General features: G+C 58.3%; 15 protein-coding genes and 4 tRNA genes. All 19 read right to left on the reverse strand.

The features are described from left to right. Nucleotides 1–32: 32 nt before the first annotated feature. On the reverse strand, nucleotides 33–3692 hold the full coding sequence (gene rpoB / locus AB1576_12160) for a DNA-directed RNA polymerase subunit beta (GenBank protein ID MEW6082498.1): 3660 nt from the start codon (nucleotides 3690–3692) through the stop codon (nucleotides 33–35). Between the two features lie 327 nt (nucleotides 3693–4019). Next, nucleotides 4020–4628, reverse strand: a complete 609-nt coding sequence (locus AB1576_12165; GenBank protein ID MEW6082499.1) for a GNAT family N-acetyltransferase — start codon at nucleotides 4626–4628, stop codon at nucleotides 4020–4022. A gap of 21 nt (nucleotides 4629–4649) precedes the next feature. Continuing rightward, the gene (locus AB1576_12170; GenBank protein MEW6082500.1) at nucleotides 4650–5987 is read right to left on the reverse strand and encodes a glycerol-3-phosphate acyltransferase; all 1338 of its coding nucleotides are present in this window, start codon (nucleotides 5985–5987) and stop codon (nucleotides 4650–4652) included. A 184-nt stretch (nucleotides 5988–6171) separates the two neighbouring features. Next, nucleotides 6172–6552: a 50S ribosomal protein L7/L12 gene (gene rplL / locus AB1576_12175; protein ID MEW6082501.1), complete on the reverse strand. Its 381-nt coding sequence runs from the start codon at nucleotides 6550–6552 to the stop codon at nucleotides 6172–6174. Between the two features lie 16 nt (nucleotides 6553–6568). Continuing rightward, entirely contained in the window at nucleotides 6569–7096 is a 528-nt protein-coding gene (rplJ, locus tag AB1576_12180; protein ID MEW6082502.1) for a 50S ribosomal protein L10, read from the reverse strand. 161 nt (nucleotides 7097–7257) lie between these two features. Next, the gene (rplA, locus tag AB1576_12185; GenBank protein ID MEW6082503.1) at nucleotides 7258–7995 is read right to left on the reverse strand and encodes a 50S ribosomal protein L1; all 738 of its coding nucleotides are present in this window, start codon (nucleotides 7993–7995) and stop codon (nucleotides 7258–7260) included. Nucleotides 7996–8022: 27 nt separating this feature from the next. Then, nucleotides 8023–8448 carry a 50S ribosomal protein L11 gene (gene rplK, locus AB1576_12190; protein MEW6082504.1) on the reverse strand — a complete coding sequence of 142 codons (426 nt, stop codon included), beginning with the start codon at nucleotides 8446–8448 and terminating at the stop codon, nucleotides 8023–8025. Nucleotides 8449–8462: 14 nt separating this feature from the next. Continuing rightward, the gene (gene nusG, locus AB1576_12195; GenBank protein MEW6082505.1) at nucleotides 8463–8987 is read right to left on the reverse strand and encodes a transcription termination/antitermination protein NusG; all 525 of its coding nucleotides are present in this window, start codon (nucleotides 8985–8987) and stop codon (nucleotides 8463–8465) included. A gap of 44 nt (nucleotides 8988–9031) precedes the next feature. Next, complete coding sequence (gene secE, locus AB1576_12200; GenBank protein MEW6082506.1) at nucleotides 9032–9238, reverse strand: preprotein translocase subunit SecE; 207 nt, start codon at nucleotides 9236–9238, stop codon at nucleotides 9032–9034. Between the two features lie 29 nt (nucleotides 9239–9267). Beyond that, a tRNA-Trp gene (locus AB1576_12205) sits at nucleotides 9268–9344 on the reverse strand. Between the two features lie 21 nt (nucleotides 9345–9365). After that, a complete protein-coding gene (gene rpmG / locus AB1576_12210; protein ID MEW6082507.1) occupies nucleotides 9366–9515 on the reverse strand; it encodes a 50S ribosomal protein L33 in 150 nt (49 codons plus the stop codon). 195 nt (nucleotides 9516–9710) lie between these two features. Next, nucleotides 9711–10790, reverse strand: a complete 1080-nt coding sequence (locus AB1576_12215; GenBank protein MEW6082508.1) for a glycosyltransferase — start codon at nucleotides 10788–10790, stop codon at nucleotides 9711–9713. Continuing rightward, complete coding sequence (locus AB1576_12220; protein MEW6082509.1) at nucleotides 10787–12325, reverse strand: O-antigen ligase family protein; 1539 nt, start codon at nucleotides 12323–12325, stop codon at nucleotides 10787–10789. Before AB1576_12220 ends, AB1576_12215 begins: the two co-directional genes overlap by 4 nt. A gap of 21 nt (nucleotides 12326–12346) precedes the next feature. Beyond that, nucleotides 12347–12841: a DUF4330 domain-containing protein gene (locus AB1576_12225; GenBank protein ID MEW6082510.1), complete on the reverse strand. Its 495-nt coding sequence runs from the start codon at nucleotides 12839–12841 to the stop codon at nucleotides 12347–12349. Nucleotides 12842–12844: 3 nt separating this feature from the next. After that, nucleotides 12845–13972, reverse strand: coding sequence for a glycosyltransferase (locus AB1576_12230; protein ID MEW6082511.1), 1128 nt, complete (start codon nucleotides 13970–13972; stop codon nucleotides 12845–12847). Between the two features lie 118 nt (nucleotides 13973–14090). Next, nucleotides 14091–15284, reverse strand: a complete 1194-nt coding sequence (tuf, locus tag AB1576_12235; protein MEW6082512.1) for an elongation factor Tu — start codon at nucleotides 15282–15284, stop codon at nucleotides 14091–14093. Nucleotides 15285–15403: 119 nt separating this feature from the next. Continuing rightward, nucleotides 15404–15479 (reverse strand) — tRNA-Thr (locus AB1576_12240). Nucleotides 15480–15491: 12 nt separating this feature from the next. After that, nucleotides 15492–15567 (reverse strand) — tRNA-Met (locus AB1576_12245). Between the two features lie 31 nt (nucleotides 15568–15598). Further along, nucleotides 15599–15685: transfer RNA gene (locus AB1576_12250), tRNA-Tyr, on the reverse strand. Nucleotides 15686–15875 lie beyond the last annotated feature (190 nt).

Consider the following 15875-nt stretch of genomic DNA (forward strand, 5'->3'; position numbering starts at 1 on the left):
CAAGGGTATGCCCCCTTCCAGGCAATGGGTCTTCAGTCAAGTTCCCTGTCCTGGGTATCCTCCAGGACCTCGTCTTGCATGGTCAGACCTGCTGTCTTTGTGGTTGGAGCCACCGCATCTTCCTGGTGGAGGCCAGCGCCTCCCAGGGCGGCATCTTGACTGTCGTCTGAGTCGTCGGGCTGGTCATCGTCGTACACCAGGTCATCGTCAATCTCGTCGTCAGTGACTGCGTCCTCATCATCACCGGGCTCCATGGTCTTGGGTCTTGGTTCCCTGTGGCCACCGATGTCCAGATCCAGGTTTCGAGCCGTTTCACTGATGTCATCCTCGGATTCCCTGATCTCAATCTCACGGGCGTCCTCCGCCAGGACCCTCACGTCCAGGGCAAGGCTCTGCAGTTCCTTTATGAGCACCTTGAAGGACTCTGGCACCCCCGGTTCGGGCACATTCTCGCCCTTGACTATTGCCTCATATGTCTTCACTCGTCCCACTACATCGTCGGACTTGACTGTGAGGAGTTCCTGCAGGGTGTATCCAGCCCCGTAAGCCTCCAGGGCCCAGACCTCCATCTCGCCAAAGCGCTGGCCTCCAAACTGCGCCTTGCCCCCTAGAGGTTGCTGGGTCACAAGGGAGTAGGGGCCGGTGGAACGGGCATGGATCTTATCATCAACCAGGTGGGCCAGTTTCATCATGTAGATGTAGCCCACGGTGACCTGGTTGTCAAAGGCCTCCCCAGTCCTGCCGTCGAACAGCATTACCTTGCCGTTGGCGGGGAGATTTGACTTCACTAGGTACTCCAAGATCTCCGTCTCGGAGGCTCCGTCAAAGACGGGGGAGGCTGCCTGTATCCCAAGGCTCCTTGCAGCCCATCCCAAGTGGCACTCGAGCACCTGGCCAAGATTCATCCGGGAAGGAACGCCCAAAGGGTTCAGCACAATCTCAACGGCGGTGCCGTCCGGCAGGAAGGGCATGTCCTCCGCGGGAAGGATCCGTGCGATTACCCCCTTGTTTCCATGGCGGCCCGCCATCTTGTCGCCTTCAGACACCTTCCGCTTCTGGGCAATGTACACACGCACCAGTTGGTTCACCCCGGGGGACAACTCATCGCCGGATTCCCGGGAGAACTCCTTCACATCCACCACTATGCCAGACTCGCCGTGAGGCACCCTCAGGGATGTGTCCCTGACCTCCCGGGCTTTCTCACCGAAAATGGCTCTGAGGAGCCGCTCCTCGGCGGTGAGTTCAGTCTCTCCCTTCGGAGTAACCTTTCCTACCAGAACGTCTCCAGGACGAACCTCAGCGCCGATCCTGATTATGCCGCGCTCATCCAGATCCTTGAGAACGTCTTCGCCAACATTGGGGATGTCCCGGGTGATGTCCTCTGGGCCCAGCTTGGTGTCCCTGGCGTCGCACTCGTACTCCTCTATGTGAATGGATGTAAAGATATCCTCCTGTACCAGTTTCTCGCTGATAAGGATAGCATCCTCGTAGTTGAAGCCCTCCCACGGCATGAAGGCCACCAGCACGTTCTTTCCCAAGGCAAGTTCCCCTTGGTCGGTGCAGGGCCCGTCCGCAATTAGGCCACCGGTTTCCAGGTGATCCCCTGCATGAACCACTGGCTTTTGATTCATGCAGGTGCCTTGGTTGGAGCGGGAGAACTTGCACAACTTGTAGGTGTCCACGTCCCCCCTGTCAGTCCGGACCGTGACACTGCCAGCAGTCACGCGTTCCACTACACCCGGTCGCTTCGCGTTGACGGTAACGCCGCTGTCAAGCGCAGTCCTGTACTCCATGCCTGTTCCCACCAGAGGAGCCTCGGATACGACTAGGGGTACCGCTTGGCGCTGCATGTTGGAGCCCATCAATGCCCTATTAGCATCGTCGTTCTCCAGGAATGGGATGAGTGCCGTTGCCACGGACACCACCTGCTTGGGGGAGACGTCCATGTAGTCTACCTGGTCTGCGCTCACCTGGGATACCTCGTGGCGCGACCGGACTGTCACGCGGGGGTTAACGAAGTAGTTGTTCTCGTCCAGCTCAGAGTTGGCCTGGGCAATGATGTACTCGTCTTCCTCATCCGCGGTAAGATAGACGATCTCCCTGGTGACATGTCCCTTCTCCTTATCCACCCGCCTGTAAGGTGTTTCTATGAAACCGTATTCGTTCACCCTGGCGTAGGTGCTCAGGGAGCTTATGAGTCCAATATTGGGACCTTCAGGGGTCTCAATGGGGCACATGCGCCCGTAGTGGCTGTCATGAACGTCTCGCACTTCGAAGCCAGCGCGTTCCCGGCTGAGACCCCCGGGGCCCAGGGCGGAAATGCGGCGCTTGTGGGTAAGCTCCGCCAGAGGGTTCGTCTGGTCCATGAACTGGCTGAGCTGGCTGGAGCCAAAGAACTCCTTGACTGCGGCTACCACCGGCCTGATGTTGATGAGAGCCTGAGGTGTAATGATGTCCACGTCCTGGATGGTCATGCGTTCCCTTACGACCCGTTCCATCCGGGCAAGCCCGATCCTGAACTGGTTCTGGAGGAGCTCACCCACGGACCGCAGTCTCCGGTTCCCCAAGTGGTCAATGTCGTCAATGCTTCCCACACCATAAAAGAGGTTAACGATGTGGTTGACCACAGCCACGATGTCCTCCCGGGTCACGGTCTTATGGTAGACATCGGGCCGGCCGTTGGACACAACCTTGACCCGGTGCCCCTCCGATGTCTCCACCCAGGCCTCATTCACACCGGCAGCCTCAATGGCCTGGGCCTTCTCCCGGGTGATGTGCTCGCCTGCCTGTGCCAGGACGGTACCGTCGGGACCTGTAATGGTCTCAGTGGCGGTGGTGTAGGTAAGCCTCCGCCTTAATCCCATCTTCTTGTTGATCTTGTATCTTCCCACCGGAGCCAGGTCATAGCGTTTCGGCTCGAAGAACAGGCCCTCCACAAGGGTGCGGGCACTGTCCACTGTGGGGGGCTCCCCCGGCCGGAGTCTTTTGTAGATTTCGACCAGGGCGTCCTCTTCGCTGTTGGTGCCATCCTTGTCAAGGGTTGTGAGAATGTAGGAGGTTTCTCCAACCAGGTTGACTATCTCTGCATCGGTGCCACACCCCAGGGCCTTCAGGAGAACCGTGACAGGAAGGCGCCGGGTCCTGTCAATCCTTACTTGCAGGATGTCGTTGGCGTCGGACTCGAACTCTAACCACGCTCCCCTGTTGGGAATGAGGGTAGCGAAGAAGAGCCTCTTCCCGCTGGCGTCTATCTGCTCTGAGAAGTAGACACCGGGTGAGCGTACCAGCTGGCTCACGATCACCCTTTCGGCTCCATTTATGATGAAGGTCCCCTTCCCGGTCATAAGGGGGAAATCACCCATGAACACTTCTTGCTCTTTTACTTCCCCAGTCTCCCGGTTTATCAGTCTTACCCGGACTCTTAGCGGAGCAGCGTATGTTACGTCCCTCTCCTTGCACTCGTCCTCCGAGTACTTGGGATCGCCCAGGCTGTAGTCCACAAACTCCAGGACCAGGTTACCCGTGAAGTCCTGTATGGGTGAGATGTCGCGGAACATCTCCTTCAGCCCCTCATTCAGAAACCAGCGGTAGGACTCCTGCTGGATTTCGATGAGGTTGGGGATGTCGAGCACTTCTTCGATCTTGGAGAAGTTGAGTCGTTCCCTTCCGCCAACCTTCAAGACCTGCGCCATGAATGAGTTCCTCCCCTCAATTCTTTGGCGAAAAAAACCAAATCCCAAAAGCGGAAGCTTATTGGACTGTACCTATAAGCCCACTTTTGGTTCCGGAAAGAATCAACCTTTCTAGGTAAATTATTCCCGCAACTTCACCATTTCATCCTCGCGGGGTAAGTGAAACCACGATTATGGCAATTTGATATGCTAACACAACGGGTGGGTGGTGTCAAGGAAACTGAAGTGCTGGATTGTTACCGGCCTGTGACACATCCGGGAAGGTGGACAAGATCTTAACCCCTGACGGTCCAGCCCCTTCCCTCTGGAAGAATGGGTCTTGGACTCTCACAGGGTCTTAAGCATTACGTGCCATGACCCCTGGGTATCCCGCAGGGCCCCAATCCTCCTGAAGCCTGCCCTGCGGTAGAGGGCCAGGGCTGCCTCGTTGCCTGGGCGCACCTCCAATTTCACCTCTGTGGCGCCAGTAGACCGGAGGTACTCACAGCCCTTTTCCAGCAGCATCCGGCCTACCCCTCTGCCGCGAGCCCCTGCCCTAACGGCAATGGATAACACCTGAGCGCATCCCGGCCTGTAGTTGTAGCGTGAGGTGGCAAAACACAACTTGTCTATGATCACCCGGAGGATACTCTCCCGCCTGCCGTAGTCGCCCCTGAAGTAACGCAGCGCCCACCGGACAAGATGGCCTTTTGACAAAGCGGCGGTCCAGATCCTCCTCACGCTGCCCGGTACCACACAGTAGCCCAGGATTTCCTGGCCCTCCCTGGCAACGAGGAAGCAATCCGGCTCCACCTCCAGGAGGAAGGTGAAGATGTCCAGCAGCGCCATGGTGGGTGCCGTGACACTCCAGTACCTGTTGACGCTCTGGGCGAAAGCCTCGGAAAAGACTTGAGTGATGGCGGGCATGTCTTTGATCTGGGCCCGATCTGCGAACATCCCCTCACCCCTTGCTGGTCTCTAGGGCCCAGTGACGGGCAGCTGGGCCCCATACTCTTCACCTATCAACCCGTGGGCGATCATCATCTCCGTCACTGTAACAAAGGTGAAACCCTGTTCCCGGAGGCCCTCTATGACCCTGGGCAGGGCCGCCACGGTGTTCGTCCGGTTCCCCCCTGCGTAGGTTATGAGGTCTCCGCTATCGTGAAACAGTATTATGTCACCACTCCGTGTCCGGTTGACCAAGTCCCGGGCCATCTCCCTTGGCCTTATCTCAATCCAGTCCCGGGAGCTTACAGACCACAACACAACGGTGTAGCGGAGGTCCCTGGCAGCCTCAAGCGACTGGGCGCCATAGAGGCCTTGAGGGGGACGGAAGAGGGTAATCCTCTCACCTGTGGCGGCTTCTATGGCGTTGTGAGCCGCGACCATCTCCGTCATGCTCCGGTTGTAGGAGGTTGTGAGGAGCCTGGCGTGGCGATGAGTGTGGTTGCCAATCTCGTGGCCCTCCTCAGCCACCCTCCTTGCCAGGTCCGGGTAGAGCTCAGCGTTCCTGCCCAGCATGAAGAAGGTAGCCTTCACATCGAATTCCTCCAGTATATCCAGGATCTCCGGCGTGTATTTGGGATTGGGACCATCATCGAAGGTGATGGCCACCAAGGGCAGTGTGGATGGCCCCCTCCGGAAGATCTCCACGTGCTGCCCGAATCCCCGGTACACGTAGCGATTCAAGTAGAACCCGGAAAGAAGGCATATTATGAGGGTTGCCAGGCCGCCCCTGCGCATCAGCACCCTCAGGCGGTGAGCCTTGACGTGAGCCTTCTCCGATGGCGACCAGGGCTTCTCTCCCGGAGTCTCACAGTTGTGTTCCACGTATCGCAGGTACTGGTAGATAAAGACCCCTGCAATGAGGCTGCCGAAAACGAAGTACACGTCAGCCTCGTAGAACCTGAACAGGACAATGGGGGTAAACCCACTGGCCCAGATGGCTGCCTTGGTCCAGGGCTGGCGCCTCCAGCGAACCACCAGCCAAATGATCAGCATGAGCAGGGCAACGAGGGGAGCGATGAGCCCGGCGGTGACCCCGGCTGTCACCGTGCCCTTGGGATACCTGTAGTCATAGTGGGGATCTGGGGACCAGACACGACCCATGGAAACGGCTAGCGCAGCCAGGGACATGGCTCCCACGGAGCCGTTGAACCCATAGCTCAACCCTATGGCGGCTATCCCCTTGAGACACTCCGAGAGCGCACCTCCAAGGCCAGGCCACCTGCCGTCGAGGGTGCGTTCCATGCGGGCTTCCACGGGGAGGAGCCCCAAGAGAAAACACAGGAGCGCTATGCCTATGAGTAGTTCCATGACGGTCCACCCCTCGTTGAAAAGTATATATTCCGACCCTACGGGTGGCAATGGATTCGAACTGGGGAATGCTGGGGGGGCCCTGCCTGGTGCCTTGCAAGAGAAAGGGTGTCCCTTCTTCCCTGAAACGGGTATGGCGGAGGAATGAGGCGGGGAGAGAGTCCGCGCTCCCTCCCCAGCGCGACTACTTGATCTCTATGGTTGCTCCCACTTCCGTCAGCTTGGCCTTCATGGACTCCGCCTCTTCCTTGTTCACCTTCTCCTTGACAACGCTGGGGGCACCATCAACCAGTTCCTTGGCTTCCTTGAGTCCAAGCCCGACGAGCTCCCGGACAACCTTGATTACCTGGATCTTCTTGTCTCCAACGGCAGCCAGGACCACATTGAACTCGGTCTGCTCTTCCTCGGCCTCGGCAGCTGCGCCGACCTGACCAGCCATGGGGCCCATGGCCACCGGGGCGGCCGCGGACACTCCAAACTCGGTCTCAAAGGCCTTGACAAGATCTGCCAGCTCCAGAACTGTCATACCCTTGATGATTTCCAGGGCTTCCTGTACTTTGGACATTTAACACACCTCCAGGTTATGCCTGAGATTCTCTGAGTTCCTTCAGGGAGTTGAGGGCATACGCCAGGTTCCTGAGGGGCGCTGAGGCAACCGTGGCAATGCCATATAGGGGCGCCATGGCTCCGGCCAGGACTTGACCCAGAAGCACCTCCCTGCTGGGCAAGTCAGCAACCCGCTTCATCTCATCGGCCCCGACAATCTTGCCTTCCAGCAGGCCACCCTTGATCTCCATCTTCTTGGCTTCCTTGGCGAACGTAGCGATGAGCTTGGCAGCAATGGCAGGGTCATCGTAGCTCAGGGCCACAGCAGTAGGCCCTTCCAGCATCGACCCCATGTCCTCCAGGCCTAGCTCTCCCGCAGCTATGTTAAGGAGAGTGTTCTTTATGACCTGGAAGTCCACGCCCTCAGCCTTGAGGCGACGGCGAAGGGTGGTGCTCTCAGCGACGTTGAGCCCCCTGTAGTCAGTGAGCACCGCAGAACGCGCCTTGGCTAGCTTGGCCTTGATGTCTTGAACAATCACAGGTTTCTGTTCTTTGGCTGGCAAAAGGCTTCACCTCCTTCAAAAAAGAATGGGCTCCCGCCATATGGAGCCACCAAAGCATACTGGATGTCGCTTCGGCCTCGGCAGGTGGGCGATTGCCCCTTAGGTTTTCACACCTGCTGTCTACGGCGGGACAAATCCATATTCAGATTGTAGACTTCGAGTCAGTCCATCTTCTCCGAACGCTTCTGAGCCCTCTGGGGGTTCACTCTCACTCCCGGGCCCATGGTGCTGGAAAGCACTATACTCCGGAGGTACTGGCCCTTCGCAGCCGCCGGCTTGGCCCTCATCAAGGCATCCATGAGGATGTAAAAGTTCTCTAAGAGCTTCTGGGTGTCGAAGGACACCTTGCCGATGGGCGCGTGGACTATTCCAGTCTTGTCAGTACGGTACTCGATCTTGCCAGCCTTTATGTCCGCGATAGCCTGCCTTATGTCGAAGGTGACCGTCCCAGTCTTGGGGTTGGGCATGAGGCCTTTGGGTCCAAGTAGCTTACCCAGCTTACCTACGAGACCCATGACGTCCGGGGTAGCCACGGCTACATCGAAACCGAACCACCCTCCCTTGATCTTCTCCGCCAGGTCCTCAGCACCTACCTCGTTCGCTCCGGCCTCTTGGGCCTCTCTAGCTTTGTCCCCTTTGGCGAAAACCACTACCCTGACCTGCTTTCCGGTTCCGTGAGGCAACACGACGGCACCCCGGACCATCTGGTCGGCATGCCTGGGGTCCACGCCCAGCCGGATTGAGGCGTCAACGGTCTCGTCGAACTTGGCGTAGGAACACTTCTTCACAAGGTCCAGGGCTTCATCCGGGGCGTAGGTAGCCTCAGGGTCAATGAACTTCTCCGCATCGTGAAACTTCTTGCCTCGCTTCAACTCTGTCTCATCCTCCTTGTGGTCCAACGGAAACGGGTTCCTCCCACAAAAGTGCTAGTCCACTACTTCAATGCCCATGCTGCGGGCGGTTCCTTCCACGATACGCATGGCTGCCTCAACGCTACCCGCGTTCAGGTCCGGCATCTTCATCTCGGCGATCTCCCTGACCTTGGCCCTGTTTAGCTTTGCCACCTTGGCCCTGTTGGGTTCGGCAGAGGCTTTCTCCAGCCCGGCAGCCTTTTTCAACAGTACAGCGGCAGGGGGCGTCCTGCACTCAAACGTGAACGACCGGTCCTCAAAGACCTTAAGGCTGACAGGAATGATTAACCCTGCATCCTTTGCAGTTCTCTCGTTGAACTCCTTGCAGAATGCCATTATGTTTACGCCATGGGGGCCAAGGGCGGTTCCCACAGGTGGCGCGGGGGTGGCTTTGCCAGCGGGTATTTGCAGCTTAACCTGGGCGGTAATCTTCTTTGCCATCTAGGGCGTCCTCCTTAAAGCTCTTCTATTTGCCCGAAATCCAGTTCTACGGGGGTTTCCCTCCCGAACATGGACACTAGCACCCTCATCTTGCCCCTATCGGGCTGTACCTCTTCTACAGAACCGATGAAGCCGCCAAAAGGCCCGGAAATCACCTTGACGCTCTGGCCTACCCTGTAGGTAATCTTGGGGCGTCCCTCCTCCATGCCCATGCGCCTGAGGATGCTCCGGACCTCCCCGGGCTGCAAGGGTACGGGCCGTGAACCTGAACCTACAAACCCGGTGACACCGGGGGTATTTCTCACAACATACCAGGAGTCGTCCCCCATCACCATCTCTACGAGAACGTAGCCGGGGAACACCTTGCGCTTGGTAATCTTCTTCTTCCCGTCCTTGTACTCTATCTCTTCTTCCAAGGGCACAACAACACGGAAGATCTTGTCTTCCATGCCCATGGATTCAACTCGCTTTTCCAGATTGGCCTTCACCTTATTCTCATAACCTGAGTAGGTGTGGACGACAAACCACATTTTATTCATCTCTCCGGGGCATCCGACCCGCACCACACCTCCCCATCATTCTATCACCTCAACGCCAGGCTGAGCACGAAGCTGAAAACGGCGTCCATTGCCCAGACCAGGAGCCCTATAGCCACCACGGACACCACCACAACCGAGGTGTACGTGATGGTCTCTCGCCTGGTCGGCCAAACAACCTTGCGGACCTCGTAGCGTACCTCCTGGAGAAACCGCTTTATTCTCTCCAGCGGTCCTTTCTTCGTTGCCTTCATCGCCGTCACTTCCTTGATAGAATGGAAAATGGCAGGCCCGGAGGGATTCGAACCCCCATCACGCGGATTTGGAGTCCGCTGCTCTGCCAGTTGGAGCTACGGGCCTGTCTTGACCGGCCAGATATCGTTACCTCGTCTCCCTGTGCAGCGTATGGCTCCGGCAGAAAGGGCAATACTTCTTAAGCTCGATCCGGTTGGGATCGTTCTTCTTGTTCTTTTCACTGGCGTAGTTCCGGCGCTTGCACTCCGTGCAAGCCAAGGTAATCAACTGGCGCATAAAAATAGACCCTCCGCATACGAGACTAGGCCAATAATTGCTTTCTGAATCTACCACACTTTGCGTGGGGTGTCAACGAAACTGGCGATCAAAGAACCACACCTGTTAACGAAGGCGTTTGATCAGGGTGGCCCACCCACAGGATGGAAGGTCCGTCTGGTTGCCGGTGTGGACAAATGATTGCCTGGGGCGTGACTATCTCAAGTGACGCCGGTAGATGGCGGCGGTTTCCTCAGCCATCTTTGAGGCGGAAAAACGCGAAATCACGCTATCCTTGGCCGCCTGCCCAATTCTCCTGGCTTGGTCAGGGTCCTGGGCCAGGTAGCGCAGCGCATCCGCGAGGTCCCCCGGGGAGCCAGCTGGGAACAGAAGGCCTGTTTCACCGTGGGTAATCACCTCAGTGAGGCCTCCTACGCTGGAGGCCACCACCGGGACGCCACAAGCCATCGCCTCCAAGGCTGCTAGTCCCAGGCCCTCGTGTCTTGAGGAGAGCACCATAATGTCCAAAGCCCCTAGCACACCCCAGATATCCCGGACATGGCCCGTGAACGTGACCCTTCCGGCCATCCCCAGGTCCCGGACCAATCCCTCAAGCCGTGGCCGCTGGGGTCCATCCCCTACGGCCAGGAACCTGGCAGATGGGATGACGCTTGATACCAGGCTGGCCGCCTTGAAGAAGGTGTCGTAGTCCTTTTCCGGAGACATCCGGGCAACCATCCCTACTGTGAAGACCCCGAGTTCCTCCCGGAGAGACTCCCCCATTGACCGGACACTGCACGGGGGCGGCTCAATGCCATTGTGGATTACCGTCACCTTGCTCTCGGGAACCCCCTGGCGGGCAAGGGCCGCGGCCACCGCCTCGGAAACGGCTATGTACCTGTCCGCCAGGAACACGCCAGCCAGGCGCGACGCGGCCTTGCCCAGCAATCCCCTTGCCGGAGCCTCAAGGCCATGCTTGGTGACGATAAGGGTTGCGCCAGAAAACCGTCCCGCTATCCTCGCGGCGATTGATGAGTGGGTATGGATGATGTGGTACCCGTCTTTGAGAAACCCGGACACCTGGAGGAGATTGGAGAGGCTCGCAGATCGATCCCCCTGGTGAAGCCCCAGGGTCTTGACACCAAGGCTATCAAACTCGCACTTCAGGAGCCCGCCAGGGCAGGCAACGCTAATGGAAAAGGCCTCCATGGCGGGCTGCCGCAGCAGGTAGAGGAGGTAGCGGCCGGCCCCTCCGATGTTGGTGTCAGTAATAACCTGGAGCACCTTGGGTTTCAAGGAGATTCAACGCTCCCCAGCGCGGCACTGGAGGCCGCTATCATGCCCACCACAGCCCAGAAAAGGAACAGGTTCTTGGGGCTGTACCATATGTTGTCCGCTAGACCGTAAATAACCTGGCCAACCAGGCCTGCCACAAGTGCCAGGACTATTCCTGAGTGATAGGGGCTACCTCGAAGGCTCAGGCTGGCTCGGAATGCGTTGCGCATGAGCCAGAGGAACACAAGCAGGCCGGGGAGTCCCATTTCCACCAGTACCTGAAGGTAGAGGTTGTGTGCGTGCACGGTGGGCGTGCCGGCAATCTCGTAAAGGGGGTAGACCAGCGTGTACGGGACAGGCCCGAGACCAACTCCCGATGCCCAGTAGTCCTTGACCATCAACCAGGTGGCCCTCCATATGGTGAGCCTGTAAAGGTTAGAGCTGTCTTCAAGGCTTCCAATGGTGGAGAAACGATCCAGCACCGTCAAGGGGAAAAGAAAAGGGGCGGCCACCATCACCGCAAGCATCACCAGGAGAACCTTCCGGTCCCTAAGGAAACCCAGGGCCGCCAGTCCCACCGCTGAACCCACCCAGGCGCCCCTGGTATAGGTGAAGGCCAGTCCGCCCACCATCAGGACTCCTACCGGCAGCATGAGAATGCGGCTAGACCACCGGGGGGTGTTCAGGAATAGATACGCTGCCAGCGGCAGAAGGAAAGCCAGGTATGCGGCGAACATGTTAGGGTTGTCAAACACTGAGTACACCCTGGTCTGTATTACCTTGGCGGCTTCCTTGTCAAGCCATGCCGATTGTGTCTCTATCCCCCTGGAGAACTGGTAGAGCCCATAGGCACCAGACAGGGACGCGGAAACCAGCAAGCACAATAGCACGAAGCCTACCTTTCCCATGTCATCCAGAGACATGGCCAGTAACGCCGCAAGAAGAACGTACGTGGCCCAGAGTACCAGCGCTTCCAGGCTGGAGCCGGGGCTTAAGGAGGTTGCCGTGGAAAGGCACAACACAACTATGAACGCCACTCCGGGGGCCACAAACCCTCGAGGAAAGAAGAAGCGGTTTCCCCAGAGGCGCAAGGCCAGGCAGAGGGCTCCGCAACTCCATACCAGCATGACACTGACAGCGGTAGGAGCGAAGGGAACCAGCAAGAGCACTGTCCCAAGAACCATGGCAGGGATCCACGACACCCGCCCCCTGGAGGCGCCAGCGGGCAGATCAAGGGCTCGCAGGATCGCGCTGCCTCTCCAGGCCGGACTTGCTGGCATGGCCTGGGCGTAGGCGAGCATCCTCAAGGCGATGCTCTCCTTCAGGGCGGGATGCAGGCCCGTTCTAACCCTCAACGAGAGGAAGTCCAGGAGGGCGTAGAACATCGTGAAGGCCCTTCCTGGAAGACTCGCCGGCCAGCAAGCCCACAAGTCCCAAGGGGCAGCCATCCACCTCAGGACGAGGCTGGAGGCGGCTGCTGCTCCAAGGGCTTCACGGAAACACCGGAAGCCGCTCACGGCCAGGCTACCGTCCAGGATGCTGCAGCAGGATCTCACCGAGTCACCCCCAAGGGGCCGTTAAGGTTGAGTGTCGATGCCCCACACTATGGACTCGAAGGCGTACAGGTTAGTCTTGATGGAAACCTTGGCACCTATCCTTACCTCTTGGCTTCCCAGTATAATGGCGTTGTCTGTCACCTTCCCGGGACCTTCCACCACCACATAGAGGTCCTTCCGGTTGGTGGAAGGCATCTCGTAGTAGCGGCCGTCGGGGAGCTGGGTTACCACGTCAGCAGGTTCCGATGAGACCGCTATGACCTCCCCCAGGTACCCGTTGGTCTTGGACTCCACGACCCTGTCACCGACAGAAACCGCTTCAATGCTGGGACCCCTCAAAGTGGGTACCATGAATGTTACCTGGATGTCCCTGGGGACCAGCGTCTCCAGGACGCGATTTCGAAAGTAACGGGTGTAGGCAAAACCGGACACGAATGTGACAAACAGGACAACTATGAGGAAATCGATGACGTTTATAACACCGAAGAGCCGTCCCCTAGTGTCTAAGAGTTTCACTGGTCAAACCCTCCTCCTGCGCTGCACCTCAGCCAGCGCCTGCCCATACACGCCTTCTACCTCCCCGGTGACGCCCTCGATGGAGTACCTGTCGTGAACGAACTTCAAGCCAGAGTCTACCATTTGCCGTACTCGCGTGGGGTCCTCAAGCAAAGACGTTACCGCCTCGGCAATTTGTTCCGGAGTAGGAGGGGTACCCAGTCCCCTGGCGGTGAAGTTGCTCCTGTACAGATCCTCAAGAATATGGGGTTCCACAGGACCTACGAAACCACCCTCCCCGCAGAGTACCACAGGTCTCCCACACGCCATGGCCTCCAGGGCCACCCTGGCGGCTCCCACTACAACATTCGCAGTGTTCAAGATGGATGCCACATCTGTCCTCCCACCCAGCATCAGCACTGCCTGGCGGCCGGCACGGCGGCTGGCCTCAGTAGCCAGGTTCTCCACCTCCACCCTCTTGGTGCCGTCTCCCGCTACCAGGCCGTACACCTCAGGGGTCATGGCTACCCCTGCCACGAAGGAAGAGGCAGACGCCAGGGTGTCCTCATCCAGCCTGCTCACAAACACGGCAACCTTCTGAGCCGGCTCGAAGCCGAATTCCTTTCGCAAGGCCTTAACGTCCCTGGGGCGAAACACCTCCAGGTCAATCCCGTTGGGGATCACCCTTACCCTAGCAGGGCTAAAGCCGAGATTCTCGACAAGATGGCATTCCACATCATGGCTCACAGCAATGCTGATCAAGCCTGATTTCGTCAACCGACGCAGGACCGGTGATGCCTTATAGGTGCCGTGATAAGTGGTTACCAAGGGCACATCACTTAAGCGTGTTGCCATGTGGGAGGTCCAGGCTGGGATCCTCCCGTGGGCATGCACCACATCTACTTTGAAGCGACGGACCAGCGTACCCAGGTAGACTGATGCAGCCAGCAGGCCCCATGGCTTCCGGGAGTTGAGGGGAGCGTGGAAGTGGGGAATGTCCCTGGATTGGAGGTCTTCCACCAACGCGCCACCGGCAGAAGCTACCAGCACCTGGTGCTTGCGTGCTTTCAGGTGTCGTGCCAGGCTCACAACGTGAGTCTCGGCACCCCCGAGATCCAACGACATAGCGGTCATCAAGACTGTCAGCGGCATGCTGATCCCCCTGGCGCCCCAAACGTCCCCTTAAGTATAGCATCGCGTCTTGGGGGTGTAAACCTGCCAAAAACGGCGGGGAGCAGGCAATTGGCCTGCTCCCCCATGGGCGAATCGCCTACTCGATTATTTGGGTCACGGCACCGGCACCCACCGTGCGACCGCCCTCGCGGATGGCGAAACGCAGGCCCTCCTCGATGGCGATGGTGGTGATGAGTTCCACATCCATGTTAATGTTATCCCCGGGCATCACCATCTCCACCCCGTCCGGGAGCTTGATCTGCCCTGTCACGTCCGTGGTCCTCAGGTAGAACTGCGGGCGGTAACCCTGGAAGAATGGAGTGTGCCTGCCTCCCTCTTCCCGTGTCAGCACGTATACCTGCGCCTTGAACTTCCGGTGCGGGTGTATGCTCCCGGGCTTGGCCAGCACCTGCCCTCTTTCTACCTCTTCCTTGTCAACGCCTCTCAACAGCGTCCCTACGTTGTCCCCCGCTTCCGCCCGGTCCAGGATCTTCCGGAACATCTCCACCCCTGTCACCACGGTCTTCCTTGCCTTGTCCGCAAACCCTACCACCTCTACCTCGTCTCCTACCTTCACTGTTCCCCTGTCAACTCGCCCTGTCGTCACCGTCCCCCGCCCCGTGATGGTGAACACATCCTCTATCGGCATCAGGAACGGCTTGTCTATATCCCTCTGGGGTGTCGGTATGTACTCATCTACCGCGTCCATCAACTCCCAGATGCCCTTGGTCCACTCGTTCTCTCCATCGCTCTCCAGTGCCTTCAGCGCTGAACCCGCTATCACCGGTGTCTCGTCCCCGGGGAAACCGTACTTCGTCAGCAGCTCCCTTACCTCCAACTCCACCAGTTCCAGTAGCTCCGGGTCGTCCACCATGTCAGCCTTGTTCAAAAACACCACCATCGATGGCACGTTAACCTGCCTGGCCAGTAAAATATGCTCCCTGGTCTGCGGCATCGGCCCGTCGGCCGCCGATACCACCAGTATCGCCCCGTCCATCTGCGCCGCGCCAGTTATCATGTTCTTGATGTAGTCAGCGTGCCCCGGGCAGTCCACGTGCGCGTAGTGCCTCTTCTCCGTCTCGTACTCCACGTGTGCCGTCGCTATCGTGATCCCCCGCGCCTTCTCCTCCGGCGCCTTGTCGATCTGATCGAACGGTACGAAATTCGCCAGCGCCTTCGTCGCCAGCACCTTCGTTATCGCCGCCGTCAACGTCGTCTTCCCATGGTCTATGTGCCCTATCGTCCCTACGTTTACGTGCGGCTTCGTCCTCTCAAACTTCTTCTTGGCCATGAAGAACTGACTCCTCCTTTAGGCCCAATCCGTCTTAGCCTCTGTCGGGTATTATGGGCATTTTCGAGAAGAAGTATTTTCTTCATAGACCATAGAATTCCTCCCCCCACAAATGACTATGGAGCTCACAACCGGGCTCGAACCGGTGACCTCCGCCTTACCAAGGCGACGCTCTGCCTGCTGAGCTATGTGAGCACCATTTAGGATTGGTTGCGGGGGTAGGATTTGAACCTACGACCTCCGGGTTATGAGCCCGACGAGCTGCCAGCTGCTCCACCCCGCGATATATTTAGCCCGGGTGAGGGCGGTTTTTCTGGTGGAGAGGGCTGGATTTGAACCAGCGAAGGCGTGCACCAGCAGATTTACAGTCTGCCCCCTTTGGCCAACTTGGGTACCTCTCCGCTTTTGTAGGCCAAGTCAAACCCATTCTAGGTGAGTATCATGGAGTTGTCAAGGGTGCCAACGGGTGCACGACAATTCTGTGAGTAAATAAATGACAGGAATAGGCCCTGCTGAGGCTTGAGACAATACCGGGGCTGGGCAAGAGAACAGCGGAGCTCGTGTTGTAGGCCTACTCCTCATCTTGGAGGC

The sequence above is a fragment of the Bacillota bacterium genome, from assembly GCA_040754315.1.
Classification (GTDB): Bacteria; Bacillota; Sulfobacillia; order DUSP01; family JBFMCS01; genus JBFMCS01.

What these genes read in the sequence shown, in the direction of transcription:
- rpoB (MEW6082498.1), bottom strand. Translation starts at nt 3,692, where the DNA reads ATGGCGCAGGTCTTGAAGGTTGGCGGAAGGGAACGACTCAACTTCTCC.
- AB1576_12165 (MEW6082499.1), bottom strand. Translation starts at nt 4,628, where the DNA reads ATGTTCGCAGATCGGGCCCAGATCAAAGACATGCCCGCCATCACTCAA.
- AB1576_12170 (MEW6082500.1), bottom strand. Translation starts at nt 5,987, where the DNA reads ATGGAACTACTCATAGGCATAGCGCTCCTGTGTTTTCTCTTGGGGCTC.
- rplL (MEW6082501.1), bottom strand. Translation starts at nt 6,552, where the DNA reads ATGTCCAAAGTACAGGAAGCCCTGGAAATCATCAAGGGTATGACAGTT.
- rplK (MEW6082504.1), bottom strand. Translation starts at nt 8,448, where the DNA reads ATGGCAAAGAAGATTACCGCCCAGGTTAAGCTGCAAATACCCGCTGGC.
- nusG (MEW6082505.1), bottom strand. Translation starts at nt 8,987, where the DNA reads ATGAATAAAATGTGGTTTGTCGTCCACACCTACTCAGGTTATGAGAAT.
- secE (MEW6082506.1), bottom strand. Translation starts at nt 9,238, where the DNA reads ATGAAGGCAACGAAGAAAGGACCGCTGGAGAGAATAAAGCGGTTTCTC.
- rpmG (MEW6082507.1), bottom strand. Translation starts at nt 9,515, where the DNA reads ATGCGCCAGTTGATTACCTTGGCTTGCACGGAGTGCAAGCGCCGGAAC.
- AB1576_12230 (MEW6082511.1), bottom strand. Translation starts at nt 13,972, where the DNA reads ATGCCGCTGACAGTCTTGATGACCGCTATGTCGTTGGATCTCGGGGGT.
- tuf (MEW6082512.1), bottom strand. Translation starts at nt 15,284, where the DNA reads ATGGCCAAGAAGAAGTTTGAGAGGACGAAGCCGCACGTAAACGTAGGG.